The organism is Brumimicrobium salinarum (genome assembly GCF_002844555.1).
In the GTDB taxonomy this organism is placed as follows: domain Bacteria; phylum Bacteroidota; class Bacteroidia; order Flavobacteriales_D; family Crocinitomicaceae; genus Brumimicrobium; species Brumimicrobium salinarum.
On sequence record NZ_PJNI01000001.1, the window covers coordinates 466695 to 482501 of the forward strand.

Genomic DNA, 15807 nt, shown 5'->3' on the forward strand with positions numbered 1-15807 from the left:
AAAAGTAGAGATTTAATATACAACCAAATTATTTAAATCTACGTAATGTTGGAATGCTATTTATCACAATCATTGATATTACAATACAAGATTTTTGACTACTAGAACTAAATCTCTTATATTTGGTCTAAAATCAAAATATATGAAGATATTATACACAATTAGTGCAATCCTTTTATTTACAACATGGTCTTTGAGTCAAAGCAGTGTAGAAATTAATGGAGCAGATGACAATATAAATTATGCAAGCGATACCGCTTATGTTGTCGGAGATGGAGACGGCGTTGGTTTTATATTTAAAAAGTTTTATGTTGTCAATACCGGAAACACCACTAACTTTTTTTATTCTAGATCTATTTTAAGTAAATCTAACTCAAGTTTACAGATACAATTATGTGATGAAACACAATGCTTCTCAACAGGAAATGATCCATATTGGATTATAGATGACTCTTTTGAGAAAACAATTCAACCTGGAGATTCTCTAGAAATAAAACCTCAAATGACCTTCGGAATGTCTGATGGGAATGCAAAGATCAAATACTACGTACTTGATGGGAATAAAAACAAAATTGATTCTGTAACTGTATTTTTCACCTCTACGCTTTCAACGTTAAAACAAGAAAAACTAGCTTTCAATATTTTTCCCAATCCAGCACAAGATGTTGTTACCCTTAAAGGTGAGGCATTTAAAAAAGGAGGTGAAATAGTATTCCTAGATGCGTTGGGTAAAGAAGTTAAACGCACAAAAATTATGAATGCTAATAATCAAATCAATATTAGTTCGCTTAAGAAAGGAGTGTATTTTGTTAATATTCTCCACAAGGATGGTGAAAAAAGCGCTGTACAAAGATTAATTAAGCAATAGAAGCAAAAAAGAATTTATTACAACCCTGGTCAATACGATCAGGGTTTTTCTTTGTTTAAACTTTTTACTAAATCAACAAGCCCTTCAGAAGCAGTCTTTTTAATAACGTTGAAACTTTGTGGAACATTTACCTCGTTGGGATCTACCAAATAAAACCTTGCGTTTTTGGGTGCATAATCAATGATACCCGCTGCAGGATAAACATTTAAAGAGGTTCCTACAACAATAACAATATCTGCTGAAACAATTTTTTTACAGCTTCCTCTAACATTGGAACTGCCTCACCAAACCAAACAACATGTGGTCTAAGTTGATATCCATCAGGACATAGATCTCCCATCTTTACCTCCCAATGAGATTGCTCATAAAAGGCTTTTTCGGCGGATGGACCTGAGCTTTTTACTTTGCTCAACTCGCCATGTAGGTGTATCACTTTGCTACTTCCAGCGCGCTCATGTAAGTCGTCAACATTTTGGGTAATCACCTCAACATCATATTTCTTTTCTAATGCAGCGATAGCATGATGAGCAGGGTTTGGTTGTGCCTCAAAACATTGTTTTCTTCGCATGTTGTAAAAGGCTGTCACTTTTTCTGCGTCTTTATTCCAAGCTTCTGGAGTTGCCACGTCTTCAATTTTATACTTTTCCCATAAACCTCCACTATCTCTAAATGTTCCAAGACCAGACTCAGCACTAACTCCAGCTCCTGAAAAAACAATTATTTTCTCTTTTCTCATACTTTGCAGATATTATTTCTTTTGATGTGTTGGTTTTTGTTAAATTTGCCCTCTTGCATAAGATTTACAAAAACTTAATAGTATGGCTAAGATAAAAAAACAAGATGCATTAGACTATCATTCACAGGGAAAACCAGGAAAAATTGAGGTTATTCCTACAAAACCTTACAGTTCGCAACGTGATTTATCCTTAGCTTATTCACCAGGAGTTGCAGAACCTTGTTTGAAAATAGCGGAAAACCCTGATGATGTTTATAAATATACTGCTAAATCTAATTTAGTCGCAGTTATCTCAAATGGTACTGCTGTCTTAGGATTGGGAGATATTGGTCCAGCAGCATCAAAACCTGTTATGGAAGGAAAAGGATTATTATTTAAGATTTTTGCGGATATTGATGTTTTTGATATTGAAGTAGATGCCAACGATCCAGAGACTTTTATTCAAACAGTAAAAGCCATTGCACCAACTTTTGGAGGGATTAATTTAGAAGACATTAAAGCTCCAGAAGCATTTGAAATCGAAGATCGATTAAAAGAGGAACTCGATATTCCAGTAATGCACGACGATCAACATGGAACTGCAATTATATCTTCGGCAGGGTTGATTAATGCTTTAGAATTAGCAGATAAAAAAATTGAAGAGGTGAAAATCGTTGTTTCTGGTGCAGGAGCATCGGCAATGAGTTGTGCAAAGCTTTATAATTCTTTGGGTGCCAAAATGGAAAATATTTTCATGTTTGACAGTAAAGGATTGTTGAGTAAAGATAGAGAAAACCTGAGTGGAAATAAGGCCTTTTTTGCTGAGCACCACGAAAATACGTCAGATCTTGCAACAGAATTAAAAGGTGCAGATGTACTAATAGGATTATCAAGGGGAGGTGTGGTTTCTAAGCAGATGGTAAAATCGATGGCAGACAACCCAATTGTTTTCGCTTTAGCTAATCCAGAACCTGAAATAGCTTATGATGATGCAATGTCGGTTCGGAAAGATGTAATCATGGCAACAGGCCGATCAGATCATCCCAATCAAGTCAATAATGTACTTGGCTTTCCTTTTATTTTTAGAGGAGCTTTAGATGTACGTGCTAAATCTATAAATGAAGAAATGAAATTGGCAGCTGTTTATGCCATTGCTAATCTTGCGAAAGAAACAGTTCCCGATGAGGTTAGTGAAGCGTATGGAGAGCGAAGTATAACTTTTGGTCGCGACCAGTTTATTCCAAAGCCACTTGATCCTCGCTTGATCTATTATGTAGCGCCTGCCGTAGCAAAAGCCGCAATGGACTCAGGTGTTGCACGAACACCAATCGAAGATTGGGATGCTTACGATGCCGAGTTAAAAAAACGTTTAGGAATTGATAATAAATTAGTAAGAACAATTACAGATAAAGCGGAACGTAATCCAAAACGTGTTGTTTTTGCTGAGGCGGATAATTACAAAATCCTAAAAGCTGCACAAACTGCAATGGAGGAAGGTGTTGCTACTCCAATTCTGTTGGGAAGAAAAGAAAAAGTGCTTCACATGATTGAGGAATACAATATGGACTTCCCAGATGTAGAAGTAGTTGATCCGAAGGATATCGGAGAAAAAGATAGATTGGAAAGATATGCAGAAGCATTTTTCGAGCTGAGACAACGGAAAGGTTTTACCGCTTATGAAGCTTCTAAAATAATGCGAGAAAGAAATTATTTTGGTGCAATGATGGTTCAATCTGGTGATGCTGACGCAATGATTTCTGGTGCAACAAGAAAGTATAGCGATGTGCTTAGACCTGCATTACAAGTGATTGGTACGCAGAAGGATGTAGACAGAGTGGCTGGAATGTATATTCTCATTACGAAGCGAGGTCCAATCTTTATGGCCGACACTACTGTTAATTTTGATCCTACGGCAGAAGAAATTGCAGACATGACGCATCATATCGCAAAAACCATCCGTAAGTTCAAAGTGAATCCTAATATTGCATTGTTATCTTATTCAAACTTTGGATCAGCAGAAGGGAAGGATGCCAAGAAAATGGCAAAAGCTGTTGAAATCATACACGATAAATATCCTACATTAAGAGTGGATGGTGAAGTACAAGCAAACTTTGCATTAAACAATGAGTTAATGAATGAGAAGTTTGCATTTTCAGAATTAACCAATAAAAAAGTAAATACATTCATATTCCCGAATTTATCAGCAGGAAATATAGCGTATAAATTATTACAAGAAATGACAGAAGCAGAGGCTATTGGTCCTGTTTTAGTTGGTTTGCGTAAATCAGTACATGTATTGCAATTGGGTGCTTCGGTTAGAGAAATCGTGAACATGGTAAAGGTTGCGGTTGTTGATGCTCAAAATAAATAAATATGATAACATACCTTAACGGAAGATTAATTGAAAAAACACCTACCCATATTATTGTTGAATGTGGAGGGATAGGTTATGATGTTCGGATTTCGTTAAACACGTTTTCAGCTATTTCGGATGAAGAATCCATCAAGATTTTTACGCAATTTGTGGTGCGTGAAGATGCACAAATCTTATATGGATTTAAAGATATCGAAGAACGTGAAATGTTTAACTTATTGGTGTCTGTTTCTGGAATAGGACCAAATACGGGTATTCTAATGCTTTCAGGATTAACGCCATCGGAAATAGCAAATGCAATAACCTCAGAAGATGTAGCAACCATCAAAGGAGTGAAAGGAATAGGCAACAAGACCGCACAAAGAATAATCGTTGATTTAAAGGATAAAATGTTAAAATTCGAAGTTTCTGATGAGAATGTTGCTACTCAAAACAATACGCTTCGATTTGATGCGTTAACTGCATTGGTTTCTCTTGGATTTGATAAGAAATCAGCAGAAAAAGCATTAAAGAAAGTAATAAAAGAACAAGATACAGTAGAACTTTTAATTCGAGATGCATTGAAAGTTTTATAATCGGAAAACACTGCCGTGAAAGTACATTTTTTAAATATTAATTTTGTGAAAGGGTTACTAACCTTGATTTTTTGTGTAGTTATTTCGCTAGTACATGGACAAAACAATCCTGATTCTACGGAATTAAAATATCCAATTAAAAATCCTTACGATCCTACAAGCAACGATAAACAAAGTTTTGACATTGGAGACCCTTCTAGTGTTGAAAAAACAATTGTTTATGATCCGAAAACAGGAAAATATATATTTAAGGAAAAAATTGGTGATTCTGATTATCGAAAAGGTTCCATGATGACCTTAGACGAATACATTGAGTATGAGCGTCAACAAAACATGAAAGATTATTGGAAAGAAAAAATAGACGCTCAAACAGCTGAAGAACAAGGGCTAATTCCACCCATTAAAATTGACTCTCCAGGTTTTGCTAATATTTTTGGATCAGATGAAATAGAAATTCGCCCGGAAGGTAGCGTTGAACTTTCTTTAGGTGTCAATTCAGCACGATATGACAACCCAAACATTCCAGAAAGAGATCGAAGAATAACGCGTTTTGATTTTCAACAACAAATTCAATTGAACTTAGTTGGACAAATTGGTGATAAATTGAAGTTAGGTGCCTCATACAACACGGAGGCCGCATTTAGTTTTGACAACCAAACCAAATTGGAATGGACAGGAAACGAAGATCAAATTTTACAAAAAATTGAAGCTGGTAACGTTGCAATGCCATTAGAAACATCTTTAATTGAAGGTTCTCAAACGCTTTTTGGTGTAAAAACGAAATTAAAGTTTGGTCGCTTAACCATCGATGCAATTGCTTCTACCTCTCAAGGTCAAAAACAAGAAATTAATATTCAAGGAGGAGCACAAGTACAAGATTTCAAATTAAAAGCTGATGAATATGAAGCTAATCGTCACTATTTCTTGAATTATTATCATCGTGAACATTATAATGAAGCCATGGAAACGGTTCCTGTTGTGAGCTCACTGGTTAATATTACAAGGATTGAAGTTTGGGTAACAAACGAAACCAATAAAGTAGAAGATACAAGAAATATTCTGGCTTTTACGGATTTAGGGGAGTCAAATCCAGACAATTGGTCGGGTAATCCTGGGAGTCCATCTTCCAACGAATTGCCTAAAAACACGTCAAATGGATTATATAACTATGCTAAGAATAACCCTTCCATAAGAGGTTTTAATAATGCAGTAACTACACTTCAATCAGAATTAACCGAGCCTGGTCCTTTCCAACAATCTGATGATTATGAAAAAATTGAAAATGCAAGAAAGTTAACGGAACAAGAGTTTACCTATAACGCTCAACTTGGTTTTATTTCCGTTAATTTACCGCTCAACAATGATGAGGTTTTGGCTGTTGCTTATGAATATACCTATTCAGGTAGAACATATCAAGTAGGAGAATTTTCAACAGATGGAATTGTTGGAACAGATGCATTGTTTTTAAAATTACTAAAACCAACAATCGTTAATCCCAAGAATAAACTATGGGATTTAATGATGAAAAACGTGTACTCAATTGGTGCTTACCAAGTAAGTCAAGAAGGATTTAGACTGGATATACTTTACAACAATCCCAACAACAGTTTAATGGTCAATTTCTTGCCTTATCCTGGTTTAGACGATCGTCAAGTAATTGATGTAGTAGGAATGGATCGCCTCAATCAAAATAATCGTGCACAAAAAGATGGTGTTTTTGATTTTATGCCGATTACATTTGACGGGAATAGGGCAACAAATGGAGGAACAATAAACACGCGAAACGGTAGGATTTATTTCAGTACCATTGAGCCTTTTGGAGAAACAGTACGGGAAGAAGTGTTAAAAGATAACACGCCACAAATTGCAAATAATGTTGCTTTTAGCGAGTTGTATGATTCTACAAAGATAGCCGCCCAACAAGTTCCGAAAAAGAATAGGTTTTACTTTGTTGGAAAATATGAATCTTCAGTTAGTGATGAAATTCCGTTAAATGCTTTAAATGTTCCAGAAGGTTCAGTTGTAGTAACAGCAGGAGGAATTCGCCTTCAAGAAGGTTCAGACTTTACAGTAGATTATAATTTAGGCCGTGTAAAAATTCTCAATAGTGCTGTTTTAGAATCCAATGCTGATATAAAAATTTCAATTGAAAGTAATTCTGTATTTGGATTTCAAAATAAATCTTTGATTGGTACGCATTTGAATTATATGGTGAATCCAGACTTTAATATTGGGGCTACTTGGATGCGTATGACAGAGAAACCTATTACCCAAAAGGTAGATATTGGAGACGAGCCTTTTAAAAACAATATTGTTGGAATGGATCTTTCATACCGAACAGATATTCCCTTCTTAACAAAGTTAATTAACTTAATCCCAACGATTTCAACAAAGCAAATGTCTACTTTAACATTAAATGCTGAAGGAGCACATTTAATTCCTGGTACGCCACGCGCTATTTCAAAAGAAGGTATTTCTTACGTAGACGATTTTGAAGGAAGTCAATCGACTGTTGATTTAAAGAATTTTACATCATGGAAATTGGCATCTATTCCTCAAGGACAAACAGATTTATTTCCAGAAGCTTCCTTGAAAAATAACTTGGCAGCAGGATTTAATCGTTCGCATCTATCGTGGTACGTCATTGATTATTCCACTTTTCATACAACAACAGCCACTACGCCACAACATATTGCTGAAGATCCAACCATCAAGGAAAACATGAATGTTTCTTATGTAAATAAGCAACAGTTATTTCCTAATAATGACCCGGCATTTGGTGAAATAACTAATTTACCCACTTTAGATATGACGTATTATCCTCAAGAAAGAGGAATGTACAATTATGACACTACAAACACTGTAAATTCAGATGGTGAGTTTATTAATCCACAGGATAGGTGGGCGGGAATTATGCGTTCCTTGACCACTACCAATTTTGAGGAGACTAATGTTGAGTATATCCAATTTTGGATGTTAGACCCATTTAACGATGATCAGGAAGCACAAGATCCGAATTCAAATCATACAGGAGGTGAGCTATATTTTAACTTAGGAAACCTTTCTGAAGATGTGTTGCCAGACTCAAGGAAAAGTTTTGAAAATGGTCTTCCCAGAGATTACTCGAACACCGACAATATAGATCAGACCAATTGGGCTCGGGTTTCAACAGAGCAAGTCGTAGTAAATGCTTTTGATAATGACCCAGAAACAAGAGCAGCTCAGGATGTTGGATTAGATGGATATGATGATGATAAAGAAAAGCAAAATTTCGAGAATTATGTCAGTTGGGTTCAAAACAATCCAACGCTTTCACAAGCAGTAAAAGATAAATTAATAGAAGATGTTTCTAATGATAATTACAACTATTATCGTGATGACTTATACGACCAACAGAAGCTTGGAATTAGGGATCGATATAAATACTGGAACGGCCACGAAGGAAACTCTCCAACTCCAGAAATGTCCGCTGAATTAAATGCTGAAGGCTATAATACACAGGCTACCAACACGCCTGATATGGAGGATGTAAACCGCGATAATAATTTGAGTGAGACAGAAAGTTATTATCAATATCGTGTTTCACTTGAAAAGAGTGATATGCAGGTAGGAAAAAATTATATTATAAACACAAGGGAATATAGTGAAGGAAGCAAAAACTACAAATGGTATCAATTCAGAATTCCTATTCGTAGTCCTCAAAAAGCGGTAAATGGTATTTCAGATTTTAGGTCAATTCGTTTTATGCGAATGTTTTTAAAATCATTTGAAGAGAAGACAACATTGCGTTTTGCAAAATTAGAACTTGTAAGAAGTGAATGGAGAAAATTTAGAGAAAGCTTAGAAGCACCTGGTGATGGTGTGCAAACTGATCCAGATCTTACCTCTTTCGATATTGGAGCTGTAAATGTAGAAGAACATGATCAAAGAAAGCCCATTAAATACGTGATTCCTCCAGGAATTATTAGAGAAGTTGACCCATCTCAAACCTATCAAAGACAATTAAACGAACAAGCCATGACTATTGAGGTTTGTGATTTGAAAGACGGAGATGCAAGAGCAGCAACCAAGAATGTAGGGATGGACATGATCATGTATAAAAACTTAGAAATGTTCCTCCATGCAGAAGAAATAGAACCAACACAGCCATTAGCTGATAATGATGTCAGTGTTTTTGTGCGACTTGGAACTGATTTTAGAGAGAATTATTATGAATACGAAGTTCCTTTAAAAGTCACACCATGGGGAGCAACAAGTGATTTAGAAATATGGCCTGAAGAAAATAATTTAAGGATTGTTTTTGATGAACTAATTAACCTAAAAAAAGAAAGAAATAAGGCATTAGAACAACCGGGTTCTGGAGCAGCTTATAATATAGAATATTCGAAACCGACTGATCATCAACCAGGAACATCCGACAATAATAATGTGAATCACCCAAAGCGATTAATTAAAATTAAGGGGAATCCAAACTTAACGGACGTTAAAACCATTATGATTGGTATCCGAAATCCAAAACAAACATCAGATCATCCTTGGAAACCCGATGATGGTTTAGCCAAATGTGTTGAGGTTTGGGTTAATGAATTACGTTTAACAGAATTCCAAAACGAAGGAGGATCAGCAGCTTTAGCGCAGGCACAGTTAAAAATTGCAGATTTTGCAAACATTCAGGTGGCAGGTGCATATAGTGGACTCAATTGGGGTAGTATAGATAGTCGTGTTGCGGATCGACAAAGAGATACACGACTTAATTTAGACGTTTCAGCAAATGTACAAGTTGGACAACTCCTTGGAGAGCGTGCAAAGATAGATATTCCATTCCTCTATACTTATTCAGTTGGAACGATTAATCCACGTTTTGATCCCTATAACCCGGATATAGAACTTTCTTCTTATGATGCTGATGAACGCAGAAAACGAATGAAAGAAGGTCAAGATTTTAACGAAAGAAGGTCTTTTAACTTCACGAATGTTCGTAGACAAAGAAAACCTGGCGCAGAAGCAACGATTTTCGATATTAGTAACTTTTCTTTAGACTTTACTTATAGCGAAGATTTACACAGGGATTTTAGAACGAATTACGACCGAACAAAAGTATGGAAAGGTGGGTTAAATTATGTTTATAATGGTTCTCCAACACTTTGGGAGCCTTTTAAGAACGTAAGCTTTATGCGGAAATCAAAATGGTGGGACTTAATTCGGTCTACCAATCTTTATCTAGGGCCTAAAAACATTAGTGTTAAAAATAATTTGATTAGAAATTATAATGAGCGTCAAATAAAAAACAATATACCGAATACCAGTTTTGAGTTCCAGCCCATTTATTTAAAGAATTTCACTTGGAACCGCAGGTTTAATTTCAAATATGATTTAACAAGAAATTTCAAATTTGATTTTGCATCCAATACAAATGCAATTATAGATGAGCCAGAAGGACAAGTTGATAGAAATGAAAATCCGTCACTTTACCGTGAGTTCCAAGATTCAGTAAGAAATCAATTGAGAACATTGGGTAAAACAATGCGTTATGATCAAAATTATAACATTTCATACAACATTCCTTTTAATAAAATTCCTGCCTTAGACTTCATTAATTCAAATATTCGATATTCTGGAGCTTACGAATGGACACGACCTAATTTAGGGCAAGAAGCTTTTGGTAATACGATTCAAAATAGTAGAACGATAAATGCCACAGCTCAATTGAATATGCTTACTTTGTATAGAAAGTCAGAATTCCTTAAAAAAGTCATTAACGATGGAAGAGGACGATCCTCAATGCGCAGAAGTATAGGCGGCAGAGGTCGAGCTTCACGTGGCGGAAACAGTGGTAAAACACCAAAAAACGATAGCCGACTTGCTAAAAAAGTAAAGGAATTGGAGAAGAAAAAAGAAGAGTTAGACAAAGTTAATGTCGAAGACCTTTCACCAGAAGAACTCATAGAATATCAGAAAAATCTGAACAAGGTAGAGCGAAAGCTAGAAAACAAAACGCCACGATTAGAAAGGCAAAACGAAAGGATTGCTAAAAAGCAGGAAAGAGAAGAGAAGTATCAAGAAAAATACGGTAAAACATTCCATCCTGCTACTGGGTTCCTTGCGCGAGCACTAATGAGCGTAAGAACTGTTTCAGGAACCTACAGTCAAAATGATGGAATTCTTATGCCAGGATTTAATGAAGAGGCTGCATTTTTTGGAATGAATTCCAACACTATTGCGAACAGTAAGATTAGAGGATTTGCATTAGGAAATCAGCAAAGAGATGTCTTTGGAAGAGAGAATGGTTTTGAATATGCACCATATCTAGGAAGCAATGGGTTTATTGTTGATACAAGTGGTCTTAACACTCAACACACCGTTATGCATGGTCAAAACTATAACTTAAGGGCAAGTTTAGAACCGCTTAAAGATTTGAAAATTGATTTAACGATGAATAGAAACTTTACAGAGAATAGTTCAGAATTTTATCGATTCTCCGATAGTTTACAAGCATTTGAAAGTCAAAGCAGATTTAAAACAACCACAGTAACTTATTCAACAATTTCGATTGGAAGTGCTTTTGAAGAATTAAGTCCGAAAGACGAATATCGTTCTGAAACCTTTAAGAAGTTTAGAGAAAATAGAGCAGCTGTTTCAACTTTACTTGGAAAAGGAAATCCATATAGTATTTCCGATAGTGCTGGATATTATGAAGGATATGATCCAAGTCAGCAAGACGTAATAATAGGTGCATTTTTATCTACTTATACTGGAAAAAGCACGAATGAAAAATCAATATCACCGTTGAGAAATATCCCACTTCCAAACTGGCAAATTTCTTATAATGGACTAACAAAGTTTAAATTTTTCAAAAAATACGTTCAAAACTTTACGTTGCGACATGGGTATACGTCTTCAGTTACGGTTGGTGGAATGCAAACAAACCTGAATGCAGAAACCGATGCAGATGGAAATTTAACCGCGCGGAATATCAATGATAACTTTATTTCTCGTCAACAAGTACAAAATATTACAATTTCAGAGCGTTTCTCTCCTTTAATAGGTTTTGATGCTACTTGGAAAGTTGGTGGAAATGGCTTATTAACGAAATTTGAATTTAGTAAAGAACGATCTGCATCACTTTCATTGGCCAATAATCAATTAACGGAAATGATAGGAAGTGAAATCGTGATAGGAACAGGGTATAAATTTACGAAGTTTAGACTTCCATTGACATTTCAAGGAAACAAGCTTAAACCATCTGATTTAACGATTCGTATTGACCTATCCATTAGAGATAACTTAACGGTTATCAGGAAAATTGTTGAAAATAGTAGACAAGCAACGGCAGGACAAAAAGTGTTTTCTATTCGTTCCAGTGCAGATTATTTAGTGGGTAAAAACTTAACGGTTTCCTTATTTTATGATCAACAATTAAACACACCTGTAATTCAAACGTCTTACGTTACAGGAAACATTTCTTCTGGAATTCGTTTAAGATTCAACCTAGGTGGACTCTAATTTAAGCGTAGAATATGAAAACAATTAGGAAAGCTCAGCCGAATGATGAGATTCAAATCATGAAATTAATTCATGAATTAGCGGAATATGAAAATGCACCAGAGGAGGTAATAAACACCCCAGAACAACTGGCAATCGACCTTTTTCAAGATCAAATATGTGATTGCTTTGTTTATGAAGAAGATGGTGAAATTAGAGGTATGGCCTTATATTATATTTCTTATTCAACTTGGAGGGGAAGGTCCTTGTACCTTGAAGATTTATACATTCAACCCAAATATAGAAGAGGAGGAATAGGTCAAAAACTATTTAATCGTTTAATAGAAGAGGCAGAAAATTTAAACGTGAAAAGAATGGATTGGCAAGTTTTAGATTGGAATGAACCAGCGATTCAGTTTTATAAGAAAATAGGTGCAACCTTAGATGGTGAATGGATCAATGGACGGTTGTTTTTTGATTAGTCTAAATTTGATTTTTCTAAAGTAAAATCGATAGTGTTTTTCCTTCTTTCGTATATCATTTTATCCTGAAAAATACTTGAAAATAGAAAAGGGAAAGTAATAAAATGCTTATCGTAAACTTTATTGTTAGTTAACCGTTTATTCTCATGATTGACGTCTTAAATATATTTCAGATAAAGTATCGGATAGGCATATATATAAAATTAACATTTATTTAAGATTAAATACCTAGGTAAGTTGTTTTGTAATTCTTTTTATTCTTATATTTGCAGTGTTAGGTTTCATAAGTAGTAGTGTTTGATTGGAGATAGAGGCGCCCGCTTCTGTCTCCAATTATTTTTTAGACTTATTTCTTCTTAACCTCACCAAAACTTTGAGTCAATAGTAATTATGTGTTGAGTTGTAAATATACGTCCTCTATTGAGGATGTTCTTGATATTGAATGCAATGCATAAAGATCTAGAGTGAAGATCGAAATGTCACCACTGTGAAGCTAGGTTTATGTTAATTTTCTACTCCTATTTTTTATAAACACGGCACCCCTTTCCAACTTTTAATACTGATTCAAAGTTTTCATTTAATAATATATTTCCAGAAGAATATCAGGTATTGTGTTTATTACCCTTGGTCACATGGTTAAAGTGCGATACGATTAGAAAACAGACACAATTCTATCTATAATTGCATTCTCTATGATTCTTACAAATAAATACGTTGAAAAACCACTAATTTCCATTAAATTCGCATATCTATTGCTTTCTATAAAATTCAAGCAATAAAACATAAAAAATAAAAGAATTTACATGAAAAATATTCGCAACTTCTGCATCATCGCACATATCGACCACGGGAAAAGTACTTTGGCGGATCGCTTATTGCAAACCACTGGAACCATTTCCGACAGAGAGATGCAAAGTCAAGCACTAGATGATATGGATTTAGAGCGTGAGCGTGGAATTACCATTAAAAGTCATGCTGTCCAAATGGATTATAAGCATTCGAATGGTGAAGACTATATATTAAACCTCATTGACACTCCGGGTCACGTAGATTTTTCCTACGAAGTTTCTCGATCAATTGCAGCTTGTGAAGGCGCATTGTTAATCGTAGATGCTTCCCAAGGAATTGAAGCGCAAACAATTTCAAATTTGTATTTAGCACTAGAACATGATTTGGAAATTATTCCCATCCTCAATAAAATGGATTTGCCAGGTGCAGAACCAGAGGAGGTAACTGATCAGATTGTTGAGTTAATTGGTTGTGATCCTGCTGATGTTATTCCGGCCTCAGGAAAAACGGGCTTAGGTGTTCAGGATATTCTGAACGCCGTAATTGATAGAGTTCCCGCGCCTGAAGGAGATCCAAAAGCACCATTGCAAGCCATGATTTTTGATTCTGTTTTTAACTCTTTTAGAGGAATTATCGCCTACTTTAGAGTAATGAACGGTTCTATCAAAAAAGGCGAAAAAATACAGTTTGTAAACACAGGAGAAACTTATTATGCAGACGAAATTGGAATATTAAAAATGGATCAGCATCCCAGAAAAGAAATAAAAACGGGTGATGTAGGTTACATTATTTCAGGAATTAAACAAGCCAAAGAAGTAAAAGTAGGGGAAACAATAACCAGTTTTGATAATCCTTGTGAAGAAGCAGTAAAAGGTTTTGAGGATGTGAAACCTATGGTATTTGCTGGAATTTATCCTGTAGATACCGACGATTTCGAAGAGCTGCGTTATTCAATGGAAAAGTTACAATTGAATGACTCTTCTTTGGTTTTTGAACCCGAATCCTCTGCAGCCTTAGGTTTTGGTTTTAGATGTGGATTCTTGGGAATGTTACACATGGAAATCATCCAAGAAAGATTAGAGCGTGAGTTTAATATGACAGTAATTACTACTGTTCCTAACGTATCTTATTTCTGTTACACAATCAGAGAACCTGAAACAAAAATCATTGTAAATAATCCATCGGAATTACCCGATCCTTCAATTATTGATAGTATTGAAGAACCTTATATCAAAGCACAAGTAATTACAAAATCTGAATATGTTGGACAAGTAATGAATCTTTGTGTTGAAAAACGTGGTGAGCTTAAAAATCAGGTTTATTTAACACAAGATAGAGTAGAAATCACTTTCAATATGCCAATGGCTGAAATTGTATTTGATTTCTATGACAGATTAAAATCCGTTTCAAGAGGTTATGCTTCATTTGATTATCATCCTATTGGCTATCAAACTTCGGATCTTGTAAAAATGGATGTTTTGTTAAACCACGAGCAAGTGGATGCACTTTCTGCTTTAGTACACAGGAGTAATGCCTTTGATTTAGGAAAGAAGATTTGTCTTAAATTAAAAGAATTGATTCCAAGGCAGCAATTTGAAATTCCAGTACAAGCCAGTATTGGAGCAAAAATTATTGCCAGAGAAACAATTAAAGCATTGAGAAAAGATGTAACGGCAAAATGTTATGGTGGTGATATTTCTAGAAAAAGAAAACTACTTGAAAAGCAGAAAGAAGGTAAAAAACGAATGCGTCAAGTAGGACGTGTAGAAGTTCCACAAGAAGCATTTTTAGCCGTTTTAAAATTGAATGATTAATTGAAAGAATAAATAAAACGTGACAGAATTATTCCTCAAAGCAATTGTAACCGGTCTTATTTTAAGTGTAATGCTTGGACCTGCCTTTTTTTTGCTTTTAGAAACGAGCATAAAAAAAGGAATAAGAGCAGCATTGGCTTTCGATGCGGGTGTTTTATTAAGCGATATTATTTATATTATCATTGCTTATGTGTTTATTCAACAAGTTGAAGAATTGTCGAGCGGTGGAGATAACGCCTTGATTAGAGCAATTGGTGGCACCCTTTTCTTGGTGTATGGATATATAACATTCGTTAAAAAAGTAGGTAATATCCAAGTTAAAAAAACACGAGGAACATATACAGAATCTAAGGACTATTGGATACTTTTTATTAAGGGTCTTTTGTTAAATCTAGCGAACCCTTTGGTGATTTTTTATTGGTTTTCGGTTATGGCTTTAGGTCAATCAGGTTCTGAAAATTCACTTTCAAGCTTCGAAATGTTTATTTACTTGTTGGTTATACTATTTACCTTTTTCTCGATAGACGTCTTAAAGATTGTAGGTGCTAAAAAACTACGTCCTTTTATTACTGCAGGTTTGCTGCGCTCATTAAATCGTGTAACAGGTTCAATTTTGATGGGCTTTGGTGTATTTTTAGTAATTAATAGTGTTGTAATGTGGCTCCGATAAATGTAACCCATCAAGGAACCATGTATTATTAAAATGAA

The 15807-nt window shown here is 35.0% G+C and carries 7 protein-coding genes and 1 pseudogene; 7 read left to right on the plus strand and 1 reads right to left on the minus strand.

The window, feature by feature from the left end:
• The first annotated feature begins 142 nt into the window (after window positions 1–142).
• Window positions 143–868 (plus strand): T9SS type A sorting domain-containing protein, encoded by a 726-nt coding sequence (locus CW751_RS02095; RefSeq protein ID WP_101333297.1) that lies wholly within the window; start codon window positions 143–145, stop codon window positions 866–868.
• Between the two features lie 38 nt (window positions 869–906).
• On the opposite strand, the pseudogene CW751_RS02100 reads toward CW751_RS02095, so the two are convergent.
• Window positions 907–1604: pseudogene (locus CW751_RS02100) on the minus strand (SIR2 family NAD-dependent protein deacylase).
• 82 nt (window positions 1605–1686) lie between these two features.
• Between CW751_RS02100 and CW751_RS02105 the strand changes: the two are divergent.
• The 6 genes from CW751_RS02105 (at window position 1687) to CW751_RS02130 (ending at window position 15769) form a co-directional block, all read left to right on the plus strand.
• Complete coding sequence (locus CW751_RS02105) at window positions 1687–3954, plus strand: NADP-dependent malic enzyme (protein ID WP_101333298.1); 2268 nt, start codon at window positions 1687–1689, stop codon at window positions 3952–3954.
• 2 nt (window positions 3955–3956) lie between these two features.
• Window positions 3957–4532 carry a Holliday junction branch migration protein RuvA gene (gene ruvA / locus CW751_RS02110; RefSeq protein ID WP_101333299.1) on the plus strand — a complete coding sequence of 192 codons (576 nt, stop codon included), beginning with the start codon at window positions 3957–3959 and terminating at the stop codon, window positions 4530–4532.
• Between the two features lie 45 nt (window positions 4533–4577).
• The gene (gene sov, locus CW751_RS02115; protein ID WP_165779191.1) at window positions 4578–12035 is read left to right on the plus strand and encodes a T9SS outer membrane translocon Sov/SprA; all 7458 of its coding nucleotides are present in this window, start codon (window positions 4578–4580) and stop codon (window positions 12033–12035) included.
• A 14-nt stretch (window positions 12036–12049) separates the two neighbouring features.
• Window positions 12050–12496, plus strand: coding sequence for a GNAT family N-acetyltransferase (locus tag CW751_RS02120; protein WP_101333301.1), 447 nt, complete (start codon window positions 12050–12052; stop codon window positions 12494–12496).
• Between the two features lie 803 nt (window positions 12497–13299).
• On the plus strand, window positions 13300–15099 hold the full coding sequence (lepA, locus tag CW751_RS02125) for a translation elongation factor 4 (protein ID WP_101333302.1): 1800 nt from the start codon (window positions 13300–13302) through the stop codon (window positions 15097–15099).
• A gap of 19 nt (window positions 15100–15118) precedes the next feature.
• A complete protein-coding gene (locus tag CW751_RS02130; RefSeq protein WP_101333303.1) occupies window positions 15119–15769 on the plus strand; it encodes a LysE family translocator in 651 nt (216 codons plus the stop codon).
• Window positions 15770–15807 lie beyond the last annotated feature (38 nt).

What these genes read in the sequence shown, in the direction of transcription:
- CW751_RS02095 (WP_101333297.1), top strand. Translation starts at nt 143, where the DNA reads ATGAAGATATTATACACAATTAGTGCAATCCTTTTATTTACAACATGG.
- CW751_RS02105 (WP_101333298.1), top strand. Translation starts at nt 1,687, where the DNA reads ATGGCTAAGATAAAAAAACAAGATGCATTAGACTATCATTCACAGGGA.
- ruvA (WP_101333299.1), top strand. Translation starts at nt 3,957, where the DNA reads ATGATAACATACCTTAACGGAAGATTAATTGAAAAAACACCTACCCAT.
- CW751_RS02120 (WP_101333301.1), top strand. Translation starts at nt 12,050, where the DNA reads ATGAAAACAATTAGGAAAGCTCAGCCGAATGATGAGATTCAAATCATG.
- lepA (WP_101333302.1), top strand. Translation starts at nt 13,300, where the DNA reads ATGAAAAATATTCGCAACTTCTGCATCATCGCACATATCGACCACGGG.